We start from the raw sequence: 23520 nt of genomic DNA, 5'->3' as shown, positions 1-23520 counted from the left end.
GCCAGCGTCCACTGGCAACAAACGCGCTGATCAGGGCGTTGCCGAGTCAGCCCGGAGTCAGCTCCGAGTCACTCGATCTCGAGTCGGTCACGGGCGCCCTTGAAGACCGCGGTGCCCTTCTTCTCCGTGGGCGTGCCCTTGGGCATGTCGACGCGCAGCTCGTACATGCGGTCGTCGCCGGTGACCACGATCAGCTGCATGACACGGGTCGGGGACGCCTCCTTGTCGTAGGTGGTGTCGGAGAGGACGGCGTCGTAGCCCTTGAAGGTGGTGCGGGTGGACTGGGTGCTCGCGTCGTGGTTGTAGCTGTCCCAGGTGTCGTGCGCCTCCTGCGCCTGGTCCAGCAACGGGCGGGGCGCCTTGTCCCACTGGGTGAGGCGGACCTGGACGAGACCGATGTCGTAGACGACGAGCCGGGGCTGGTCGCTGGAACTGCCCTCCCGCGCGGTCTCCTCGTACTCGGCCGGGAGGAAGAGGACTGCGTCCATCTCCTTCTCCCGGTGCTCGGTCCAGGTGCCGACGGTGGGGCTGGAGGTGGGGCTGGAGGTGGTGGTGCTCGGGGCCAGGGGGGCCGAGGTGTAGACGGGGTTCATCTCCTTGAGGTCGTCGCCCTTGTCGACGAGGAAGGAGGAGGTGGCGAACCAGGTGCCGGCGACGAGCAGGACACCGAGGGCGGCCACGGGGACGGGGCGCAGCAGCCAGGAGCGGCGGTGGGGTTTCGAGGCGGTGGTGGAGGTGGTGGCCGAGGCGGCGGTGGCCGGTTCGGGGGTGGGGCCGGTGGCCGGTTCGGGGGTGGGATCGGCTTCGGGCTCGGGCTCAGGTGCGCCGTCGGACGTCAGCCCCGAGGCCGGCTCGCCCTTCAGCCGTACCGTCCCGGAGTCCTCGGCGAACTCCCTGAGCCCGGAGGTGTCCTGAGGTCCCGACGCCGCCGCGGCCCCGGAGGGCTCCGGTACCGGCCAGCCCTTCACCACCGCCTCCAGCACCGCCCCGACCTCGTTCGCGTCGGGCCGTTGCTCGGGGTCCTTCACCAGCAGCCGCACGATCAGCGACCCGAGCGGCCCCGCCTGTTTCGGCTCGGGCGGTTCGGCGGCGAGGATCGCGGCGAGCGTCGACTCCAGGGTCGTACGGCGGAACGGCGACCAGCCCTCCACGGCGGCGTACAGGAGCACGCCGAGGGACCACAGGTCGGAGGCGGGGCCGGCGCCGCGTCCGGACATCCGCTCGGGGGCGATGAACTCCAGGGAGCCGACGAACTCGCCGCTGACCGTGAGGGATTCCTCGCCCTGGATGTGGGCGATGCCGAAGTCGGTGAGGACGACCCGGCGGTGCCGGCCGAGCAGGACGTTGGCGGGCTTGACGTCCCGGTGGACGATGCCGACGGCGTGCGCGGCGCGCAGGGCGCCGAGGACGGCGACGCCGATGCGGGCGGCCTCGGCCGCCTCCACCGGGCCGCGCTGGAGGGCCTCGTGCAGGGACTCGCCGCGGATCAACTCCATGACGATCCAGGGCAGTCCGTCCTCGACGACGACGTCGTGGATGGCGACGGCGGCCGGGTGGTCGACGCGGGCGGCGGCGCGGGCCTCACGGTAGAGCCGGTGGGCGGCGCGCTGATGGGCCGCGTCCTCGGGGTCGCCGGGCAACCTCGGCTGCTTGACGGCGACTTCGCGCTCCACCAGTTCGTCGAGCGCCCGCCAGACGGTGCCCATCCCGCCGGAGCCGATGCGCTCGACCAGCCGGTAACGCCCGCCGATCACACGCTCCTTGTGGCCGGTGCCGCCCCCGTCGTTGGTCATGTCCCATGACTACCTTGCGGGGTGGGCACTTCGCCAGTTCAGAGCTTGCCGATGTCCAGGTTCGCGATGGTCGTCCGCGCGACCTCGCGTCCTCGGGCCGTGAAGTCGCCCTTGCCGGGGTAGCTGACGGTGAGCTTGTACATGTCCCCGGCCGAGGTCTTGTAGTAGAAGATCCGCATCTCGCGCGGGCGCGGGTTCTGGGTGTCGTTGGTGGTGTAGACGATGGTGTTCTCGGCGGACTTGTGGCCTTGGTACGTAGTCTCCTTCGGCTCCGTCTTCGGATTCGCCGGCATGCCCGCTTCGTAGGCACCGCTCTCCTTGTAGGTGCCGTCGTCGTCGTACATCTCGGCGGCCGCGGACCCCGCGATGGTGTTGCTGGTGTCCTCGGCCTTCTTGTCGAGCCTCAGGCCGATCGAGATGGCGCCGCTCTCGTCGGTGTACGTCACCCAGTGGTCGTCGTCCGTGGCCTCGGGCACGCCCCGCTTGTAGCCGTCGGGCACCGCCAGCGAGGCGGCGAGGGCCTTCTCCTCGCGGAGCTTCCAGTGGTCCGGCAACGGCCCCGCGAACGGGTCGGCGATCACCAGATACGCCGCCACCGCCGCCGCGACGACCGCCGCACCGAGCCCGAGCAACGCCTTGCGCCCCAGCCGGACGCCCCCCTTTACGCCTTCGACGCCTCCGACACCCCCGGGTATCCGCACGACCTGCGTGGCGGCCGGTGCCGGCGGGTTGACGGTCTGTTCCAGCAGCGCACGTGTCTGCGCGGCGTTCGGGCGGCGCGCCGGGTCCTTCTGGAGCAAGCCGTTGATGACCTCGGCGAGCGAGCCCTGAGCGGAAGCGGGCGGCGCGGGCGTGGCGTTGAGGACCGACTGAAGGGTCGCCGGGGTGTTGCTGCGGCGGAACGGCGAGACACCCTCCGACGCCGCGTACAGGACGACACCCAGGGACCACAGGTCGCTCGCCGGTCCCGGCCGCTGGCCCAGCACCCGCTCCGGGGCGATGTACTCGGGCGAGCCGACGAAGCCGCCGGTGTCGGTGAGGTTGGTCTCGCCCTCGATCTGGGCGATGCCGAAGTCGGTGAGGACGACGCGGTCATGGCGGCCGAGGAGGACGTTGTCCGGCTTGACGTCGCGGTGCAGGATGCCCGCCGCGTGTGCGGCCTCCAGCGCGCCGAGCACCTCGAGGCCGATTCTCGCCGCGTCCCGGGCGCCGAGTGTGCCCTCCTGCAGCGCGTCGCCCAGCGAACGGCCCTGCACCAGCTCCATCACGATCCAGGGCTGGCCGTCCACGACGGCGACATCATGCACGTTCACGACCGCCGGGTGATCGAGCCTGGCCGCGGCGCGTGCCTCGCGGCGCATCCGCTCGAAGGCGTTCGCACGTTCGCGCTCGGGAAGGTGATCCGGTACTCGGGGCTCCTTGACGGCGACCTCGCGGTCCACCGTCTCGTCCTTGGCCCGCCAGACCGTACCCATGCCGCCGTGCCCGAGCTTGGCGAGCAGCCGGTATCGTCCCGCGATCAGCCGGCCGGTGCCGGGGTCCGGGGCGGCGGTCCGGTCGGCGGACGCGGCGGGCTGACTGGCGGGAGCGGCAGGCTGATCGGTGGGAGGAGCGGGCTGCGCGGCGGGAGGACCAGCGGGCGCGGCGGGCCGACCGGGCGCGGAGGGCTGCGGTACGGACTGCTGCGGTGCGGCCTGGTGCGATACGGGCCGAGTGGGCGCCGCATACGGGTTGTCCGGGTGGGGAACGGGCCCGGGCGGGTTCGGCTGCGGCGGTTGCAGTTCGAAACTCGTCGGCTCTTCGGGCCGGTAAGGGACTCCCCCGTTGTTGCTCATGCCTCCATCAATATCGCGGCAAGCGCTTCGGCATCCAGCAGGAACGCTTTCCGGTCACAGAGCCGTGACTCAGGTCGCCACTTATCTCCCCTTTATTCGGAGTTGGCGGGTGACAGAACCGGAGTGCTCAGTGAGGCATGCGTATTCGGCGAGGCAGACGCATTCGGCGAGGCAGACGCACTGGGCGGGGAAGACGTACTCGGCGAGGAAGACACACCGGGCGAGGGGGACGCACTGCTCCCACCGCCCGAACCCGCCGTACCGGACGGCCGCTGCGAGGCCTCGGGCGCCGAACTGGTCGGCACCACACCCCCGTCCCCGCCCCCGTTCGCCAGCAGCGCCGCCGCCGACACCCCCGCCACCGCCATCGCGGCGACCAGCATCGCGGCGGCCAGCATGCTGCGCGTGGAGTACCGGCGCTCCGCACCCCCGAACCGTTTCGGCACAGTCACAGGCGCAGGCGCGAGCCCCGTCTCCAGGAACTCCCGCAGCATCCGCTCCGCCCCCGCCGCGTCCAGCCGCAGCCCCGGATCCCGCTCCAGCAGCCCCTGCACGACGGGCAGGATCGGCCCCGCCTGCGCGGGCGGGCGAATCTCGTCGGACACCACGGCGAGCACGGTGCCGCTCAACGAGTCGCGCCGGAACGGTGATTCGCCGCTCAGCACCGCACACAGCAGCGCGCCCACCGACCACAGGTCGGCCGCGGGACCGGTCCTCGCCCCGGACATCCGCTCGGGCGCCGTGTACTCCGGCGAGCCGACGAAGGACCCGGACTCGGTGAGCGTGGAGGTCCCCGACACCTGGGCGATGCCGAAGTCGGTGAGGACGACGCGGTCGGTGCCGTCCTCGATGAGCACGTTGGCCGGCGTGATGTCACGGTGCAGGACCCCGGCGGCATGGGCCGTGCTCAGCGCGCTCAGCAGGTCGACGCCGATCCGGGCGGCCTCGAACGCGTCGACGGGCCCGTGCGCGGCGATGCGGTCGGCGAGGGAGTCGCCGTCGATCAACTCCATGACGATGTACGGGCGTTCGTCGTCCTCGATGATGTCATGAACGACGATGACGTGCGGGTGGCTCAACTGCGCCACCGCCTGGGCCTCGCGCAGTGTGCGCTCGCGCTGCCGCCGGGCCTCGGCCGCGGAGAGCGTCTCGTCGAGAGGGAGCTCCTTGACGGCCACCTGCCGTCCGAGCAGTTGGTCGGTCGCCCGCCATACGACGCCCATGCCGCCGCGACCGAGCTTCGCCTCGATGCGGTAACGCTCCGCGATCACGCGGAAGTTGGCACCCTCGGTCCCCATGCGCCCCATCATGCCGCACCGGACGGATCGACTCCGGGGCGCCGATCAGCCAACTGTGCAAAGCCGCAAAGCCTCCGCAACGCGGCAAAGAGCCTCAGGATCCGCCCGGCTGCCACCCCTTCAGCACCGCCGTGAACTGCTTGCGCGTGGCCGCCCAGTCCCTCTCGGGCGAGGACATGTAGATCGCGTACTCCGTACCGTCCCGGTCGATGTACGCCTGGTCGATGGCGCGGCGCGGCCCGGGGAAGGACGTGGTCTTGGGCTGCGCGGTCCACGTGTACTCCCACAGGGAGCCCTCGCGGTCGCGGTAGAGGTTCTCCTTCAGGTACACCGGCTCGTACGCGACCAGCCGCCGCCTCACCTGCTGCTCCAGGTCGAGCTGGTGGTCGTAGGCATTCGCGAAGTCCGGCGAGGTGTCGACGGCGATACGGACGAAGTGCTCACCGGCGTCGGGCGAGTAGTCGACCTGCTGCAGGCCGTCGACCTCCTTGCCGACCACCTTCCGCTCCCAGCCCTTGGGCAGGTACAGGCTGAACCCCAAGGGGTCCTCGACCCGCTCCCAGGATGCGGGCACGCCACCCTCGGGGCGCTGGTCGTCCGTCGCCGAGGCGCTCGGCGACGGCGTGGTCGAGGCGGACGTTCCGTCACCGATCTGCGGCCACCACTGCTGCAGCGCCACCGCGGCGCCCCCGCCGGCGATCGCGGCGAGCGCGACGACGAGAGCGAGCGTGCGCAGCCGACGGCGCCGCCGGGGCGGCCCGGCGGGCGCGGCGCCGGTGCCCGCGGTGTCGTACCGCGAGCCGCTCGTCCCTGGACCATTCATCGGCGGGTACGGCGTGCCGGTCGGATTCTGACCGGTCATCGGCGGATACGGCGTACCCGTCGAACTCTGGCCGGTCGCTGGGGGATACGGCGTGCCCGTCGGCGTCCGGCCGGTCATCGGCGGATACGGCGTGCCGGTCGCCGCCTCCGCCCCGGTGCCCGCCGCCGCCCCGCCGTGTGCGCCCCCCGGGCGCCCTTCCGGCTCGTACCGGGTGTGCTGCGTCGGGACGTATGCCTGCGCTGTGCTGGGCCGTCGTCCCTCAGCCGCCTCGGCCAGCATCTGCTCGGCCTCGGCCGCGTCGGGCCGGGTGGCCGGATCCTTGCGCAGCAGGGCGGAGATCACGGGCCCGAGGGGGCCGGCGCGCTGCGGCTCGGCGGGCTCCTCGTCGACGACCGCCTGCATGGTGCCCAGCGGCGAGGTACGGCGGAACGGCGAGCGTCCCTCCACAGCCGTGTACAGCGTCGCGCCGAGGGCCCACAAGTCGGAGGAGGCGCCCGGGTCATGGCCGCGGATGCGCTCGGGGGCGAGGTAGTCGACCGAGCCGACGACCTCTCCGGTGCGGGTGATGGTGGTGTCGCCCTCGATCTGGGCGATGCCGAAGTCGGTCAGCAGGACGCGGCCGTCCTCGGAGATCAGGACGTTGCCGGGCTTGACGTCGCGGTGCAGGACGCCGGCGGTGTGCGCGGCGCGCAGCGCCCGCAGCACCCACAGGCCGATACGGGCGGCCTCGGTCGGCTCGACGCGTCCGCTCTCCTTGACCGCGTCGGCCAGCGAGTACCCCTCGACCAGCTCCATCACGATCCACGGCCGGCCGTCGTGCTCCAGCACGTCGTGCACGGTGACGACGGCGGAGTGGTTGATGCGAGCGGCGGCCCGCGCCTCGGCGCGCGTGCGCACGAGCAGCCGATCCAGGTCGCTCTCGGAGACGTAGAGCGCTGCGGTCAGCTCCTTGATCGCGACGGCCCGGTGCAGCACCTCGTCATGGGCACGCCAGACCCGGCCCATACCGCCGCTGCCGATCGCGTCGGCGAGCCGGTAGCGCCCCGAGACGAGCTGGCCCTGCATCTGATTCACGTTGCCCCGCAATGCTCTTGACAAGGTCAGATTAGGGATCGGCGGAGGGGACGGGAACCGCGGGGGTGCCAAGGAGACCGCACTGTGATGGTTGTCGCTTTCGGGAACGGGACTCAACCATCACGCAGGGTCTACAGGCGCGTTCACCCCGTGACCTGGTACGTCGCCGACGCCTGCTCGAACAGCCGTGTCACCTCGTCCCGCTCGGCCTCCGGGCCGCGCAACTGCACCACGTGGTACCGCCCGCCGATCAGGATCGCGACGTTCCGCACGAACAACTCGCGCCCCTGGTCGTCGGTCCAAGTGAACTGCCCCTCGGCCATGCTTCGCTCGCCGACCTGAATCGTCTTCAGCCCGCCGGACGAGGCCCAGCTGGAGTCCCGGTACGGCTGCAACTCACGCTCGTGCTCCCGCTGGTAGACCATCGGGTCGCTGCCGTACTCGTCCGCCGTGTCCCGGCCCGGTACGACGATGAGGTCGAAGTCGCCGTGCGCGTACACGACCTGCCCGCGCCCGTTCTTCGGTGTGCGGTTCCATCCGTTGGCCACGGCGATCTGGAAGCCGGCCGCGTCCTCACGCAGGGTGAAGCCGTCGGGGACCTCGGGGCCGGTGGTCTGCGTCTCGGTGGAACCGGCCGACTCCGAGGGGCTGTTGCCGGACTCGGGGGAGGTCTGGTCGGGCCGCGGCTCACTGCTCGCGTCGGCGGACTCCTCGGGCGCCGCCTGGGTGGGCCCACCCGCGGCTCCGGTGCGATCGGCGTCGGCGGTACTGCCGTTGCCGCTGTCGGCCTTCGGCATGAACAGCATGGCGTACGCGATCGCCGCGGCCATGCCGAGCATGACGAGCAGCAGCAACGTACGCCCGAGTCTGCGGGGCGAACCGCTCTCCCGCTTGGCCCGCTTGTGCCGCCCGTGGTGCGCGGGCAGCCCGGCCCGCCGCCGACGCACCAGCTCGCCCCGCCGCCGGACGATCGGCAGCCGGTTCGGGTCGGCCGGCGGAGTGGCGACGACATGCGCGCCGGCCTCCGGCTCGGGCGCCGACCGCACCAGCGAACGCAGCCAGCCCCTCAGCTCCTCGAAGTCCAGGCGCTCGGTGGGGTCCTGACGCAGCAGCGACTCCACGACCGGCCTGAGCGGCCCGCACTCCTCGGCGTAGGCGGGCGGCTCCGCGCAGACCAGCTGCACCAGCTCGGCCGTCGACTCCTCCGGATATGGCGCATGGCCCTGCACGGCCCGGAAGAGCAGCGCCCCCAGCGCCCACAGGTCGGTCGCGGGCCCGATCGGCGCGGCGAGCTGCCAGTTCTCATGCACGGGCCCGGCCTGCTCCGGCGCCCACCGCTCGGTCACGGGTCCGACCACAGCCATCCGAGCCTGCCGCGCCCGCTCCGCGGCGAGCGCGCTGGCGGGGCCTCGGGCGGGGCCCCGGTCGCCGGGGGTGCCTGCTACGAGGTCATCCCAGCGGGTCGCGGGGGGGACGGCCGGGGGTGGGGTGGGGGTGCCTGTGGCGGAGGTGGTGCCGGGCGCGGGGCGGCCCTGGGCGGGGAGGAAACCGCCGGTGCCGGGAGCGGGCACGCCCGTGCCCGGAGGTGTGCCGAGGCCGCGGCCGGGCTGGGCGCCCTGGCCCGCGGGAGGCAGTGCCGTGCGCTCGGGGCCGTCTTCCGTCGGTGCGCCGCCGACCCCGACGCGCGGCGCGGCGTACCAGGGTGAGGCCTGCACGCCGTAAGGGTCGGCGATCTGCCCCGAGGGCGTGGTGACGCCGTTGCCGGAGGGGTACGGCTGCTGCGCCGCGCCATGGGTCCGGGACACGGGGTCGCCCTCGGGCGCCGGTCGGGCGCCGGGCAACGCGACGCGCCCGTTCTCCTGGCCCTCCTGCACCCGGGCCGCGGCACGGGCGCCCGCCCGATACGCCGCGATCGCCCCGGCCCGCGCGGCCCTGATGTCCCCGCCGGTCTCCACGGCACCGTGCGGCGCCGCCGAGTCCGCTGTCCCGTTGTCGGCGTCGGCTCCGGGCACCGGCAGCCCCCCGGCCGCCCGCGCCTCGATGGCGGCACGCCGAGCGGCCTCCGGATCCGTACCGCCGACGCCGCCTCCCGGAGCCGGCCCGCCATCCGGGGTAGGCCCGCCACCGAACGCCGCAGTCCCGCCGCCCCCGTCACCGTCCTCGGCCGGCACCGGGTCATACCCGCACAGCGCCTCCTCCGCGGCGCCGACCGCGAGCCCGGTCAGCATCACCCGGCCGTCGTCGCAGACGAGCACCGTCCGGGCGGTGACGTTCCGGTGGACCCAGCCATGCGCGTGCAGCACCCGCAGCGCCATGAGGACGTCGGAGGCGACCTCGGCCGCCCGATACGGCGTCAACGGCTGCTCGGCGAGCAACGCGGCCAGCGGACGCGCGGCCACGAACTCGCTCACTATCCACAGCGAACCGCCCTCGGCGAACACGTCGAAGACCTGGTCCAGCCGGGGGTGGTCGGGGATCCTCGCCGCGGCCTGCGCAGCCTCGACCGCCCGCCGTACCGCGGGATCGCTGGGCCGGCGCGCACTCGACCGCGCCGAGGGCCGGCGCCCCGCCCCCCGCTCCCGCGCGTCCCGGGCGGTGAACCCGTCGGGCAGCCCCTCGGCGTCGAGCACCTCCGCCTCGACGACCTCCGGCAACGGCACCTGCCGCACGAGCACTTCCTGCCCGCTGTAGGTGTCGAAGGCCCGGGCCTCGGTGAGTTCGTACTCGTCGGAGGGCGGCAACGGCAGGCGGTAGCGGTCGGCGAGTACCCGACCCGCGTAGTCGTCCACGTTGCCTCCCCCGGCCGCACGGCTGGTCAATTCCGCTCGTGTTGCGTCCCGTTCCGGACGCACGACTGGATGCGTACGGTCCGCAAGCATTCACGATACGTGCCATAGGCAACCCGCAATGAGGGGTTGCCGTATCTCACCGCTCAACCCCGGCCGCCGCGGCCCCAAACCGAGAGCCGCTCACTTCACGACTTCGGCTTGAACGTGTCCGTCAGCGTCCGCCATGCGCCCTTGCGTACGTCACTGTCCCAATCACCGGCTTTCGCGGTGTACATCAGCGCATATCCGAGATGGTCGTTCACGACGAACCCACGGTCGATCGTCCGGTACTTGGTACCGCCCTCGGTATAGGTGAACTCCCAGTCGGCCGTGTTCCAGCTGCGGTATTGCACCGCCTCTATCCGGATCATCTTGTACTGGGAGCGCGTCATGTACTGCTCCTGATCCTTCCAGTCCGCCACCGGGTCGTCCTTCGGCGTCGACGTCCAGGCGACGAGCAGCTTCTGCCCGTCGGGCCCGGTGAACCGGTCCCCCGCCGACCCCGCGGACTGGTACTTCCACCCCTTGGGCAGCCCTATCGAGTACCCCTGGCTCCCCTTGTGGGTCGACGTGGCCCCGCTGCCGCTCCCGGATCCCGCCTCGGCACCGCTGCCGCCGGTCGGGCTCGCCCCGGCACTCGGTGTACTTCCGGTCTCCTTGCCGGATCCCGACCCCGCACCGGCGCTGGCGGACGCGGTCGCCTCACCGTCCGTGTGCGTACCGCCCTTCTCGTCCTGCTTGGTGCCGGCGCTCGCGCCCGCGCTCGCCGAAGCTTTGGGCTTGCCCCCGCTCGCGGACGCCTTGGACCCGTCGCCGTCCCCGTCGAGCACGATGGCCAGCACCGCTCCGATCACGGCCAGCACCACGACCACCGCGATGATCACCAGGGTCCGCTTCGGCACCACATCGGTCAGCGGCGCCCTCGGCACCGGCCGCGGCGGCAGATCCGGCGGCGGCACCACGGGCCACCCCGAACTCCGAGCGCCACTCTGCCCGTTCGCCGTCCCGGCATCCCGCTCTCCGGCACCGGAACCGGAACCGGAACCAGCCTTACCACCGACACCGGAACCGGCTCTGGTGTCGGCCCCGGCTGCGGAACCCGCAGCCGCTCCGTCCTTGGCCCCGGCAGTCCGGCCCGAACCCCCCGCCGTCGCAGGCGTCGTCGCCGAGGCACCGGCCCCGCCCACTCCCGTGGACGCACCGTCGGCCGCTCCACCGCCGGCCCCCGAGACGGCCGTCTCACTCCCGGACTTGGTACGAGCCGCAGCCGCCCCTGCCGCCCCCGCACTCACCGCGGCCTTCCGCACGGAACGCAGCGCCCCGCGCAACCGCTCCCCGGCCTCCTCGGCCCGCTTGCCCCCGGACCCGGACCCGGCACTCGAACGGCCCTTGCCCGCACGCGCATCCGGCTGCGGCGGCAACGGCACGACCCTCGTCACGTCCAGCGCCGGCTCCGGCTCGTCCTTGGGCTCGGGCGCGTGGATGACGGCGTTGAGCATGGCCCGCGCACCGGCGTCGTCGAGCCGCTTGGCGGGGTCCTTGGTGAGCAGGCCGTAGATGACGTCCTTCAGCGGTCCCGCGTTCTTCGGCTCCTCCAACGGCTCGGTCATCACCGCCGTCAGAGTCGCGATCGCGGAGCCCTTGTCGTACGGCGGCACGCCCTCGACCGACGCGTACAGCAGCCCGCCCAGGGACCACAGGTCGGCCGCCGGGCCCGGCTTGTGGCCGCGGGCCCGCTCCGGGGAGATGTAGGAGGGCGCGCCGACGAGCATGCCGGTCGAGGTGATGGACGGGTCGCCCTCGACCTGGGCGATGCCGAAGTCGGTGAGCACGACCCGGTCGGTGTCGGACTCCAGCAGGACGTTCGACGGCTTCACGTCGCGATGCAGGATGCCCTCGCGGTGCGCGGACCGCAGCACGTCGAGGATCGCCAGGCCGACCTCGGCCGCACGCTTCGGCTCGAGCAGGCCGTCCTCGCGGATGACCTCGGCGAGCGACTTGCCCTCGACGAGCTCCATCACGATCCACGGCCGGTCGTCCTCTTCGACCACGTCGAACACCGTCACCGCGCTGTTGTTGCGGATCCGCGCGATCGCCTTGGCCTCACGCAACGTGCGCGTGATCAGCCGCCGCTTCTCCTCCTCGTCGATGTTCGACGGGAACCGCAGCTCCTTGACGGCGACCGTCCGCCCCAGGGTCTCGTCCTCCGCACGCCACACCGTGCCCATGCCGCCTCGGCCGAGCACATCGCCCAGCCGGTACCGCCCGGCGAGGAGACGCTCCCGGTTGTCCTGACGAGTGTCCTGACGAGATGTCCCCGCCCGCTCCGCCTCCGACATGCGTCCCCTCATACAACCCGCCCTGACAGAGGCTCCATTGTCTCTCACCCGACAAGTGCCCAACGCCCAGGGTGCCCGTCACACCGCCACGCCACCGCAGGACCCGTACCTCCCGGCCACTACGCACCCGAGCCCAGCTGAATCGAACATTCCGCCGCCCGGCATGATGAGCCGCGACAAGGAAAGGAACCCCGCATGGCGCGACCGACGATGCCACCGTTTCGGACGCTACTGGGCATTCCTGTGTCCCTGTCCCTTCTCGGCCTGCTGTCCGTGGCGCTCCTCGGCCTGGCCCCCATCGCCTCCTCGGCGCCCCCGGTATGGGCCACGGGCGCCCTCCTTCCGCTGCTCGTCACCCAGGGCAAGGTCCCGGCCGCGGCCGTGCTGGCCCGCGAGGAGACCGGCACCCGCTATGCCCAGGCCGGGCAGGGCATGGCCCCCACCGACCACTTCCGCGCCGGCAGCGTCACGAAGACCTTCATCGCGACGGTCGTCCTTCAACTGGCCTCCGAACGACGGCTGTCCCTGACCGACACGGTGGAGCAGCATCTGCCGGGCCTGCTACGCGGGGCGGGCAACGACGGGCGCGCGCTGACCCTTCGTTCCCTGCTGACCCACACCAGCGGCCTGTACGACTTCACCGCCGAGACCGGGGGCACCGTCCCCGTCACGCCGCTTCAGGCCGTGCGCATCGCACTCACCCACCCCCCTGCCGATCGCGGCAGCTTCTCCTACTCGAACACCAACTACGTCCTGCTCAGCCTGGTCATCGAACAGGTCACCGGCCGCTCCTACGCCACCGAGGCCGAGCGCCACATCGTCGCTCCGCTGGGTCTGACCGGCACCTCCTTCCCTGGATCCCGCGCCTCTCTCCCCTCCCCGCACGGCCGCGCCTACGCCACCGACGGGACCGACGTCACCGAACTCGACCCGCGGGTGGCCGGCGCCGCGGGCGAGCTGGTGACCACGCTCGCCGACCTCGACCGCTTCTACGCCGCGCTGCTCGGCGGCCGGCTGCTGCCCCCGCACTGGCTGCGCGAGATGCTCGACACCCGTGCCGCACATGGCTCGTACGGCATGGGACTCTTTCCCGTGAAACTGCCGTGCGGCACCGTCGTATGGGGGCACAACGGGCGCATCTCCGGCAGCTACGTGCGCTCCGCGGCCACCGTCGGCGGTCGTCGCGTCCTCACATTCCGGGTGAACACGACGGCGATCGCAGATCCCGGCCTCGAACCCCGGCTGCTCGCCGCCGAGTTCTGCCCTCGCACCTGATAGAACGGCCGAGACTCGAGCAGATATCCCGACTCCGCTCACCCGTTCGAGTGACGTTCTGCCGCATCGGCGCGGTCGGCGACCGCCACCGGTTCGTCCGTCGCGGTCCTACAGCGGCGCAGCACTGCAGCAGAGTGCAAGCGGCGCGCCACAAGCGGTGCGCTACAAGCAGCGCACTACAAGCAGTGCGCTGCATGCGGTGCCCTACAACGGCACGATGTCCGGCGCCCCCAACCGCGCCGCGTCCGCCGTCAGGTCGTCCGGCTGCCGCTGCGACTCCCGCTCGGCCTCCACCCGCTTCTGGTAGTGCTGGATCTCGCGCTCGCTGTGGTCCTTGTCCCAGCCCAGCACCGGCGCCATCAGCTCGGCGGCCTCGCGCGCGCAGCGCGTCCCGCGGTCGAACGTCTCGATCGAGATGCGGGTCCGCCGCGTCAGCACGTCGTCCAGATGCCGCGCCCCCTCGTGCGAGGCGGCGTAGACGATCTCGGCGCGCAGATAGTCGTCGGCGGACTGCAGGGGTTCGCCCAGCGTGGGATCGGCGGCGATGAGTTCGAGCACCTCCTCCGCCAGCGAGCCGAACCGGTTCAACAGGTGCTCCACCCGCACCACATGGAGCCCCGTCCGCGCCGCGATCCGCGCCCGCGCGTTCCACAACGCCCGGTACCCCTCGGCGCCCACCAGCGGAATGTCCTCCGTCACGCACTCGGCGACCCGCATGTCGAGCCCGTGCACGGCGGCGTCCACCGCGTCCTTGGCCATCACCCGGTACGTCGTGTACTTGCCACCGGCCACGACGACGAGCCCGGGCACGGGGTGTGCCACGGTGTGCTCGCGCGACAGCTTGCTGGTGGCCTCCGACTCGCCGGCGAGCAGGGGCCGCAGTCCCGCGTACACGCCCTCCACGTCGTCGCGCGTCAGGGGCACCGCGAGCACGGAGTTCACGTGTTCCAGCAGGTAGTCGATGTCCGCGCTGGACGCGGCCGGGTGGGCCTTGTCGAGGTCCCAGTCGGTGTCGGTCGTGCCGACGATCCAGTGCCGGCCCCAGGGGATGACGAACAGCACGGACTTCTCCGTGCGCAGGATCAGCCCCGTCGTGGAGTGGATGCGGTCCTTGGGAACGACCAGATGGATGCCCTTGGAGGCGCGTACATGGAACTGACCGCGCTCCCCCACCATCGACTGGGTGTCGTCGGTCCACACACCGGTCGCGTTGACGATCTGCTTGGCGCGGATCTCGTACTCCCCGCCCCCCTCGACGTCCTGCACCCGGGCCCCGACGACACGTTCGCCCTCACGCAGGAACCCGGTCACACGCGCGCGGTTGGCGACTTTCGCGCCGTAGGCCGCCGCCGTGCGCACGAGGGTGGCCACATAGCGGGCGTCGTCCATCTGGGCGTCGTAGTACTGCAGCGCCCCGACCAGCGCGTCCTTCTTCAGAGCGGGGGCGACACGCAGGGCGTGACGGCGGCTCAGGTGGCGGTGCAGGGGCAGGCCGCGCCCGTGGCCGCGGGCCATCGACATGGCGTCGTAGAGCGCGACGCCCGAACCGGCGTACAGGCGCTCCCAGCCCTTGTGCTGCAGTGGGTACAGGAACGGCACCGGCTTCACCAGGTGCGGGGCGAGCCGCTCCAGCAGCAGGCCGCGCTCCTTCAAGGCCTCCCGGACGAGTACGAAGTCGAGCATCTCCAGATAGCGCAGGCCGCCGTGGATCAGCTTGCTGGACCTGCTCGATGTGCCCGATGCCCAGTCACGTGCCTCGACCAGGCCGGTGGACAGTCCGCGAGTGGCTGCGTCCAGGGCGGTGCCCGCGCCCACGACGCCGCCGCCCACGACCAGTAGGTCCAGCTCGCGCTCGGCCATTGATGCCAGTGACTCGGCGCGCTCCGCCGGCCCCAGTGTCGCTGTCCTCACCGCTGCCTCCCGCTCATCGGTCGCGTAGGCCGCACCCATCGGGCGAAGCCCGGTTCGTACCCCCCATGCCCAAATTCTGACCGGGTTGCCCGACTTCAGCCACCACTCACCCCAAGCCTGTGGACAACACTCACGGAAACGCCAACATCCAATCCCGCAAATCGGTCATATTTACTCCTAGTCTGACATTGCGCTCCCTCGTCCTGTCCACAGGGCTTGCGCACCCGCCCCGCTTCGGTTATTGGGAAGGACGGCCCACGCCATGCCCGCAGATCTCGCCGTCATCGGACTCGGCTTGTACGGCCTGCCCCTGGCCCAGGCAGCCGTCGCCGCCGGCATCCCCACGCTCGGCTACCGGACGGGGCCCGAAGCCGGCTCCCTGAGCCCCGCCGAGCTGCGCCGGATGCTCGCGGGGGGCTTCCGGCATGCCACCAGCCCCGCCGAGCTCGGCCGTGTGCGCACCGCCGTCATCTGCGCGCCCACCCCGCGTGAAGCGGACGGCGGGCTCGATCTGAGCCAGGTGCAGGCGGCCGCCCGCACCCTGGCCGAACGACTGCGCCCGCACACCACCGTCATCCTGGAGTCACCCGTACCCCCGGGCACCACCGAGAACGTCCTGCGCCCGCTCCTCGAGGAGGGCTCGGGGCTGCGCGCCGGACGCGATTTCCACCTGGCCTACTCCCCCAGCCGCGTCGACCCCGGCAACCGCGCCTTCACTCCCGCCAACACCCCCAAGGTGATCGGCGGCCTCACCCCCGCCTGCACCGAGTCGGCCGCGGCCTTCTACGGCCGCCTCACCGACAAGGTGGTACGCGCGCGTGGACCGCGCGAGGCGGAGACCGTGCAGGTGCTGGAGACCAACTTCCGGCACGTCAACATCGCCCTCGTCAACGAAATGGCCGTCCTCTGCCACGACTTGGGCGTCGACCTGTGGGACGTCATCCGCTGCGCGGAGACCAAGCCGTTCGGCTTCCAGACCTTCCGCCCGGGCCCCGGCGTCGGCGGGCACGCGGTCCCGCAGGAGCTGACCGCGCGCGGCCGCACCTTGCGGATGGTCGAACTGGCCCAGCAGGTCAACAGCCATATGCCGCGTTACGTCGTCCAGCGCTCCGCGACCCTCCTCAACGAGCACGGCAAGTCCGCGCGCGGCGCCCGCATCCTCCTCCTCGGCGTCACCTACAAGCCCGACGTCGCCGACCAGCAGTCCACCCCCGCCCAGGAGGTCGCGATCCGCCTGATGGAACTGGGCGCCTCCGTGAGCTACCACGACCCTCACGTCGCGTCCTGGAACATCCTGGACCGCCCCGTGCCGCGCGCGGACTCCCTCTACGACGCCGCCGCCGACGCCGACCTGACGATCCTGCTCCAGCAGCACCGCACCTACGACCTCCAGGGCCTGTCGGTGAAGGCCCAACTCCTGCTGGACACGCGGGGGGCCACGCCAATGGGGGCGGCGCACCGACTCTGACCACGGCAGCCACCGGTCACCCGCGAAAACACTGGCGAACCGGGGCGTTCGGCCTGTTACTCTTCGGCGTCTCGTCGCACAGTCGTGCGCAGTCACACCGCTCATTCAAGGTCCCCTGGGGGGGACCACAGTCCCGTGGGGGGATTCCTGTCATGACCCAGTCAGTGCCGCCTCAGCCCACCGACGGCAACCCGTTCGCCCAGAAGTCGGACGCCGTGCCCCCGGCCCCGCTCGCGCCCGCACCGGCGCCCGCGCGCAACAACATCGCCCTCGGCATCGTCGCCGCCGTCGTCGCGGCCCTGGTCACCGCCGGCATCTACGGCGGCATCGTCGGCGCCACCAAGTACGAGATCGGCTACGCCGCGGTCGGCGTCGGCTTCGTCATCGGATTCGCCGCCGGCAAGATCGGCGGCGCCAACCCGGTGCTGCCCGTGATGAGCGCGATCCTCTCCCTGGGCGCCGTCTACCTCGGCCAGCTCATCGGCATCGCGGCGATCGGCGCCGACGACCTCGGCGTCTCCGTGACCACGGTCCTCACCGACCACTTCGACGTGGTGACCAAGATCTGGAGCGAGGATGCGGACCTTCTGACCTTCGCCTTCCTCGGCATCGGCGCGTTCGCCGCGTTCTCCGGTGCGAAGAAGGCCGCGGCCTGAGCCGTCCCGCACACACGCGCCACGCACGCGCAGGGGCCCGGAACACCTCTCGGTGGTCCGGGCCCCCTTGCGTTCGAGCCGTGTGCGGCGTCAGCGCTGGTGCTGCGAGTCCGCCACCGTCACCTCGACGCGCTGGAACTCCTTGAGCTCGCTGTAGCCGGTGGTGGCCATGGCGCGGCGCAGGGCACCGAAGAAGTTCATCGAGCCGTCCGGGGTGTGGGACGGGCCCGTCAGGACCTCCTCGATGGTGCCTACCGTGCCGAGGTCGACCTTCTTGCCGCGCGGCAGCTCCTCGTTGACGGCCTCCATGCCCCAGTGGTGGCCCTTGCCCGGCGCGTCGCTCGCGCGCGCGAGCGGGGAACCCATCATGACCGCGTCGGCACCGCAGGCGATCGCCTTGGGCAGATCGCCGGACCAGCCGACACCGCCGTCCGCGATCACGTGCACGTACCGGCCGCCGGACTCGTCCATGTAGTCACGGCGGGCCGCCGCCACGTCCGCGACCGCCGTCGCCATCGGCACCCGGATACCCAGCACGTTGCGTGTGGTGTGCGCGGCGCCGCCGCCGAAGCCGACCAGGACGCCCGCCGCACCGGTGCGCATCAGGTGCAGCGCCGCGGTGTAGGTGGCACAGCCGCCGACGATCACCGGGACATCGAGCTCGTAGATGAACTGCTTCAGGTTCAGCGGCTCGTGCGCACCCGAGACGTGCTCCGCCGAGACCGTCGTACCGCGGATGACGAAGATGTCCACGCCCGCGTCGACGACCGCCTTGGAGAACTGGGCGGTGCGCTGCGGGGAGAGCGCAGCCGCGGTGACCACGCCCGAGTCGCGCACCTCCTTGATGCGCTGCCCGATCAGCTCCTCCTTGATGGGGGCGGCGTAGATCTCCTGGAGACGGCGCGTGGCGGCCTCCGTGGGCAGCCCGGCGATCTCGTCGAGCAGCGGCTGCGGGTCCTCGTACCGCGTCCACAGCCCTTCGAGGTTCAGTACGCCGAGGCCGCCGAGCTCTCCGATGCGGATCGCGGTGGCCGGGGAGACGACCGAGTCCATGGGGGCGGCCAGGAAGGGCAGCTCGAAGCGGTAGGCGTCGATCTGCCAGGCGATCGAGACCTCCTTCGGGTCCCGCGTACGGCGGCTCGGGACGACGGCGATGTCGTCGAAGGCGTAAGCCCTGCGGCCGCGCTTGCCGCGCCCGATCTCGATCTCAGTCACGTCTGTGGCCTTTCCCTGATGCGTTTCAGCGTCTACCAGTATCGCCGACGGGTATGACAAGGGCGGCCCCGGAGCCTCCGGGACCGCCCTCGATCAAGCCTCACGCGTGCGTGGCCGTCACTTTCGGCTGTAGTTCGGCGCCTCGACGGTCATCTGGATGTCGTGCGGGTGGCTCTCCTTGAGACCGGCGGAGGTGATCCGGACGAAGCGGCCCTTGGTCTCCATCTCGTCGATGGTGGCCGCGCCCACGTAGCCCATGGTCTGCCGCAGCCCGCCGACGAGCTGGTGCAGGACGCTGGACAGCGGGCCGCGGTAGGGCACCTGGCCCTCGATGCCCTCGGGCACGAGCTTGTCGTCCGCGGAGACCTCGCCCTGGAAGTAGCGGTCCTTGGAGTACGACTTGCCCTGGCCCCGGGACTGCATGGCGCCGAGCGAGCCCATGCCGCGGTACGACTTGAACTGCTTGCCGTTGATGAACTGCAGCTCGCCGGGCGACTCCTCGCAGCCCGCGAGCAGCGAGCCCAGCATCACGGTGTCGGCGCCGGCGGCGAGCGCCTTGCCGATGTCGCCGGAGTACTGCAGGCCGCCGTCGCCGATCAGCGGGATGCCGGCCGGGCGGGCGGCCAGGGAGGCCTCGTAGATGGCGGTGACCTGCGGGACGCCGATGCCGGCGACCACGCGGGTGGTGCAGATGGAGCCCGGTCCGACACCGACCTTGATGCCGTCGACACCGGCGTCGATCAGCGCCTGGGCGCCATCGCGCGTGGCGACGTTGCCGCCGATCACGTCGACGCCGACGCTCGACTTGATCTTCGACATCCAGCTCAGCGCGTTGCTGTTGTGGCCGTGCGAGGTGTCGACAACCAGGAAGTCCACACCGGCCTCGGCGAGCGCCTGGGCGCGCTCCAGGGCCTCGGGGCTGGCGCCGACGGCGGCACCGACCAGGAGCCGGCCCTCGGAGTCCTTGGCGGCGTTGGGATACTTCTCCGCCTTGACGAAGTCCTTGACCGTGATGAGGCCCTTGAGGATGCCCGCCTCGTCGACCAGGGGAAGCTTCTCGATCTTGTGGCGGCGCAGCAGCTCCATCGCGTCGCTGCCGGAGATGCCGACCTGGCCGGTGACCAGCGGCATCGGCGTCATGACCTCGCGCACCTGACGGCTGCGGTCCGACTCGAAGGCCATGTCCCGGTTGGTGACGATGCCGAGCAGCTTGCCGGCCGGGTCGGTCACCGGGACGCCGCTGATGCGGAACTTGGCACACAGGGCGTCGGCCTCGGCGAGGGTCGCCTCCGGGTGCACGGTGATCGGGTCGGTGACCATGCCGGACTCGGACCGCTTCACCAGGTCGACCTGGTTGACCTGGTCCTCGACGGAGAGGTTGCGGTGCAGCACACCGACGCCGCCGAGGCGGGCCATCGCGATGGCCATGCGGGACTCGGTCACCTTGTCCATGGCCGCCGAGAGCAGCGGGATGTTCACCCGGACGTTGCGGGAGATGCGGGACGAGGTGTCGACCGCGTTGGGGAGCACCTCGGATGCACCCGGCAGCAGCAGCACGTCGTCGTAGGTCAGCCCGAGTGTCGCGAATTTTCCGGGCACTCCGTCGACGTTGGCAGTCATGACACCTTCCCCAAATGGCCTTGATCGGTGCGGATGTCCATGCTAACGGGAAGCATGGCTGACTCATTCCACGGTTCTGGGCGGCTTCGGGCTTCGTATGTTCGTACGGAACCGCAGAGGAGCCTGTTCATTTGGGGCGCAACCAAGCGAGCGCTACTGCTCGGCCAGCGCGCGCAACCTGCTCAGCGCCCTGTGCTGGGCCACCCGCACTGCGCCGGGTGACATTCCCAACATCTGGCCCGTCTCTTCCGCGGTCAACCCCACCGCGATCCTCAGCAGCAACAGCTCCCGCTGGTTCTCGGGCAGGTTGGCCAGCAGCTTCTTGGCCCATTCGGCGTCGCTGCTCAGCAGCGCCCGCTCTTCCGGGCCCAGGGAGTCGTCCGGGCGTTCCGGCATCTCGTCGGACGGAACGGCCGTCGAGCCGGGGTGGCGCATCGCCGCCCGCTGCAGGTCCGCCACCTTGTGCGCGGCGATGGCGAAGACGAACGCCTCGAAGGGGCGGCCGGTGTCCTTGTAGCGCGGCAGCGCGAGGAGGACCGCGACGCAGACCTCCTGGGCAAGGTCCTCGACGAAGTGGCGGGCGTCGCCCGGAAGGCGGGACAGCCTGGTGCGGCAGTAGCGCAGGGCCAGGGGGTGGACGTGCGCGAGCAGATCGTGCGTGGCCTGCTCGTCCCCGTCCACGGCGCGATGGACGAGTGCACCGATCGCCCCTTGGGCATAAGCCGCCTCGTCCTCGCGCATCGGTCCATGGTGCCTTGCGGCCGTACGGTCCGCGGCATCACGCCCGATGTTGTGCACTGAAGCGTTATGAGCAGGTGCGCCGGCACTCATCCCCTGCGCCCTCCCCTTCCGCTCGAACGACTCGTCCCCGAGAGACTCCACACCTCAAGGATGCGGCATCCGCGCCGAAACGAGCAGCGGGCACCCGGCAGGCCGCTTTGCCACCACCGCTCACCTTGCGGTACACGCGCCGACCCGCGCTGCGAAAAGCAGCCCCGCCCACCACGCGGCGGGCGGGGACCCCCGTGTCCCCGCTGAGGTCCACCTACCGGACCAGGCCCCACCGGAAGCCGAGCGCCACCGCGTGCGCCCGGTCCGAGGCGCCGAGCTTCTTGAACAGGCGTCGGGCGTGCGTCTTGACGGTGTCCTCGGAGAGGAACAGCTCGCGGCCGATCTCGGCGTTGGAGCGGCCGTGGCTCATGCCCTCCAGGACCTGGATCTCACGCGCGGTGAGCGTCGGCGCGGCACCCATCTCGGCGGACCGCAGCCGGCGCGGGGCCAGCCGCCAGGTGGGGTCGGCCAGGGCCTGCGTGACGGTGGCGCGCAACTCCGCGCGCGAGGCGTCCTTGTGCAGATAGCCGCGGGCACCGGCGGCGACCGCGAGGGCCACGCCGTCCAGGTCCTCGGCGACGGTGAGCATGATGATGCGCGCACCGGGGTCGGCGGACAGCAGCCGCCGCACGGTCTCGACGCCGCCCAGACCGGGCATGCGTACGTCCATCAGAATCAGGTCCGAGCGGTCGGCGCCCCAGCGGCGGAGGACTTCCTCGCCGTTGGCCGCCGTCGTCACGCGCTCGACGCCGGGCACGGTCGCGACCGCGCGGCGAAGCGCCTCTCGGGCAAGCGGGGAGTCGTCGCAGACGAGGACGGATGTCATGGCCGCCCTCCGCAGCTGATGCACGTCACCTTGAGCCTCCAGGCTGGTACGAAATCGTCACCTGTGCGGTCGACCGTCTCGGACGCCTGCCCGAGCGCTTGTTCCTTCAACCGCCTCCGCCCTCTCAACGACGGTCACTCGAAAGAGTTACGGGGCCGTGTGCCATCTTCGGCACTCTACGTGAGGGGTCGAACACGGGGCAGACATGCACAACGGACCCTCAATGTTTCATCACAACCCGTGCCCCATTCAGCCCTTTTTCTTCCCATTTGTTGGCGTCTGAGGCTAGATTCGCAATGAGTCATATTTTCATCTCCTTAGATCGTAGATGTACGGTCGTGGACACCGTATCCGCCCAGAACGGCTACAAGGGGTCACGCAATGGCAGATTTCTCCCGCCTTCCCGGACCGAACGCGGACCTGTGGGACTGGCAGCTGCTGGCTGCCTGTCGCGGGGTGGACAGCTCGCTCTTCTTTCATCCGGAGGGTGAGCGCGGTGCGGCCCGGAGCGCTCGCGAGAACTCGGCCAAGGAGGTCTGCATGAGGTGCCCGGTGCGCGCGCAGTGCGCGGCGCACGCACTGGCCGTGCGCGAACCGTACGGAGTGTGGGGCGGCTTGACCGAGGACGAGCGCGAGGAGCTCATGGGGCGAGCGCGCAACCGGCTGGTCTCGGCGTCGACGACCAGCGGAGAGACCGGCCCCGCCAACTGAAGGAACGTTTCTTCAAACTGGGCACGCGTACACGTGCCCTTGTTTTTTCGCGGCGCCCTTGCCTTCGCTAGCGGGCAGCGGCCCGCGTCAGCTGCTCCAGCGTCGCCGCCACCGCGGGCACCTGCGCGAGGTCGGGCAGGGTGAGGGCGACGATCTCCCGCCGCACCGCCGGCTCCAGCGTCACCATCCGCGCGCCTCGCGGCCGTACCGACTCGACGGCGAGCTGGGGCAGGACGGCCACGCCGAGGCCGGCGCCCACGAGGCCGACGACCGCCGGATAGTCGTCGGTGGCGAAGTCGATACGGGGCGTGAAGCCCGCGCTCTCGCACACCTCGACCAACTGCCCCCGGCAACGCGGGCATCCGGCGATCCACGGCTCGGCCGCGAGTTCCCCGATGGCGACGGACCCCGAGGGCGCGGTGCGCGCGAGCCGGTGCCGTTCGGGTACGAGGGCGACGAGACGGTCCGTCAGCAGCGGACGTACGACGAGGTCGTCCCACTCACCTTCCGGGGCGCCCGCGGCACCCTCGTACCGGAAGGCGAGGGCCACGTCGCAGTCGCCCTCGCGCAGCAGCTCGACGGACTGCGGCGGTTCGGCCTCCTCCAGGGAGACGCGGGTGCCGGGGTGGGCGGCGCGCAGGGCGGCCAGGGCGGTGGGGACGAGGGTGGAGCTGCCGCTGGGGAAGGAGACCAGGCGGACGCGACCGGCCCGCAGCCCGGCGATGGCGGCGACCTCCTCCTCGGCGGCGGTGAGTCCCGCCAGGATCCCGGCGGCGTGCCGCACCAGCGCCGCGCCGGCCTGGGTCAGCCGCATCTCGCGCCCGCTGCGGACCAGCAGGGGCGTGCCGACGGACGCTTCCAGGGCCTTCATCTGCTGGCTGACGGCGGGCTGGGTGCAGCCCAGCTCGCGCCCCGCCGCGGAGAAGGAACCGGTGGCGGCGACGGCGCGCAGCACACGGAGATGACGGGCCTCGATCACCCGTCGAGCATAAGGGAAGCTTGGATACATCGCCGAAT

At 71.5% G+C, this 23520-nt stretch carries 16 protein-coding genes; 4 read left to right on the top strand and 12 right to left on the bottom strand.

Annotated elements, in window-relative coordinates; genetic code table 11:
- Nucleotides 1–68 precede the first annotated feature (68 nt).
- The 6 genes from AB5J49_RS29180 to AB5J49_RS29155 all read right to left on the bottom strand — a co-directional run bounded on the left by AB5J49_RS29180 (nt 69) and on the right by AB5J49_RS29155 (nt 11990).
- On the bottom strand, nt 69–1793 hold the full coding sequence (locus tag AB5J49_RS29180) for a protein kinase (RefSeq protein ID WP_369171787.1): 1725 nt from the start codon (nt 1791–1793) through the stop codon (nt 69–71).
- A 38-nt stretch (nt 1794–1831) separates the two neighbouring features.
- Nucleotides 1832–3628 carry a serine/threonine-protein kinase gene (locus tag AB5J49_RS29175; protein WP_369171785.1) on the bottom strand — a complete coding sequence of 599 codons (1797 nt, stop codon included), beginning with the start codon at nt 3626–3628 and terminating at the stop codon, nt 1832–1834.
- Nucleotides 3629–3720: 92 nt separating this feature from the next.
- Nucleotides 3721–4926: a serine/threonine-protein kinase gene (locus AB5J49_RS29170; protein WP_369171784.1), complete on the bottom strand. Its 1206-nt coding sequence runs from the start codon at nt 4924–4926 to the stop codon at nt 3721–3723.
- A 94-nt stretch (nt 4927–5020) separates the two neighbouring features.
- On the bottom strand, nt 5021–6814 hold the full coding sequence (locus tag AB5J49_RS29165; protein ID WP_369171782.1) for a serine/threonine-protein kinase: 1794 nt from the start codon (nt 6812–6814) through the stop codon (nt 5021–5023).
- A 152-nt stretch (nt 6815–6966) separates the two neighbouring features.
- On the bottom strand, nt 6967–9612 hold the full coding sequence (locus tag AB5J49_RS29160) for a protein kinase (RefSeq protein ID WP_369171781.1): 2646 nt from the start codon (nt 9610–9612) through the stop codon (nt 6967–6969).
- A 185-nt stretch (nt 9613–9797) separates the two neighbouring features.
- Nucleotides 9798–11990, bottom strand: a complete 2193-nt coding sequence (locus tag AB5J49_RS29155) for a serine/threonine-protein kinase (RefSeq protein ID WP_369171779.1) — start codon at nt 11988–11990, stop codon at nt 9798–9800.
- 210 nt (nt 11991–12200) lie between these two features.
- Between AB5J49_RS29155 and AB5J49_RS29150 the strand changes: the two genes are divergently transcribed.
- Nucleotides 12201–13265, top strand: coding sequence for a serine hydrolase domain-containing protein (locus tag AB5J49_RS29150; RefSeq protein WP_369175298.1), 1065 nt, complete (start codon nt 12201–12203; stop codon nt 13263–13265).
- Nucleotides 13266–13469: 204 nt separating this feature from the next.
- On the opposite strand, the gene AB5J49_RS29145 is transcribed toward AB5J49_RS29150, so the two are convergent.
- Nucleotides 13470–15176 carry a glycerol-3-phosphate dehydrogenase/oxidase gene (locus AB5J49_RS29145; protein WP_369171777.1) on the bottom strand — a complete coding sequence of 569 codons (1707 nt, stop codon included), beginning with the start codon at nt 15174–15176 and terminating at the stop codon, nt 13470–13472.
- A 262-nt stretch (nt 15177–15438) separates the two neighbouring features.
- On the opposite strand from AB5J49_RS29145, the gene AB5J49_RS29140 reads away from it, so the two are divergent.
- Nucleotides 15439–16644: a nucleotide sugar dehydrogenase gene (locus tag AB5J49_RS29140; protein WP_369171776.1), complete on the top strand. Its 1206-nt coding sequence runs from the start codon at nt 15439–15441 to the stop codon at nt 16642–16644.
- 152 nt (nt 16645–16796) lie between these two features.
- Entirely contained in the window at nt 16797–17300 is a 504-nt protein-coding gene (locus tag AB5J49_RS29135; protein WP_369171775.1) for a hypothetical protein, read from the top strand.
- Nucleotides 17301–17390: 90 nt separating this feature from the next.
- Here AB5J49_RS29135 and AB5J49_RS29130 read toward each other — a convergent pair whose 3' ends face one another.
- The 4 genes from AB5J49_RS29130 to AB5J49_RS29115 form a co-directional block, all read right to left on the bottom strand.
- Nucleotides 17391–18515, bottom strand: a complete 1125-nt coding sequence (locus AB5J49_RS29130) for a GuaB3 family IMP dehydrogenase-related protein (RefSeq protein WP_369171774.1) — start codon at nt 18513–18515, stop codon at nt 17391–17393.
- A 117-nt stretch (nt 18516–18632) separates the two neighbouring features.
- On the bottom strand, nt 18633–20135 hold the full coding sequence (gene guaB / locus AB5J49_RS29125; RefSeq protein WP_369171773.1) for an IMP dehydrogenase: 1503 nt from the start codon (nt 20133–20135) through the stop codon (nt 18633–18635).
- Nucleotides 20136–20288: 153 nt separating this feature from the next.
- Nucleotides 20289–20876 (bottom strand): sigma-70 family RNA polymerase sigma factor, encoded by a 588-nt coding sequence (locus AB5J49_RS29120; RefSeq protein WP_369171772.1) that lies wholly within the window; start codon nt 20874–20876, stop codon nt 20289–20291.
- 304 nt (nt 20877–21180) lie between these two features.
- Entirely contained in the window at nt 21181–21792 is a 612-nt protein-coding gene (locus tag AB5J49_RS29115; protein WP_003948568.1) for a response regulator transcription factor, read from the bottom strand.
- Nucleotides 21793–22173: 381 nt separating this feature from the next.
- On the opposite strand from AB5J49_RS29115, the gene AB5J49_RS29110 reads away from it, so the two are divergent.
- Nucleotides 22174–22503: a WhiB family transcriptional regulator gene (locus tag AB5J49_RS29110; protein WP_369171771.1), complete on the top strand. Its 330-nt coding sequence runs from the start codon at nt 22174–22176 to the stop codon at nt 22501–22503.
- A 67-nt stretch (nt 22504–22570) separates the two neighbouring features.
- Here AB5J49_RS29110 and AB5J49_RS29105 read toward each other — a convergent pair whose 3' ends face one another.
- Nucleotides 22571–23482, bottom strand: coding sequence for a LysR family transcriptional regulator (locus AB5J49_RS29105; RefSeq protein ID WP_369171769.1), 912 nt, complete (start codon nt 23480–23482; stop codon nt 22571–22573).
- Between the last annotated feature and the right edge of the window lie 38 nt (nt 23483–23520).

The organism is Streptomyces sp. R28 (assembly GCF_041052385.1).
Classification (GTDB): domain Bacteria; phylum Actinomycetota; class Actinomycetes; order Streptomycetales; family Streptomycetaceae; genus Streptomyces.
Note: the sequence above shows the minus strand (reverse complement) of the source record. Positions and strands in the feature narration are given on the sequence as shown.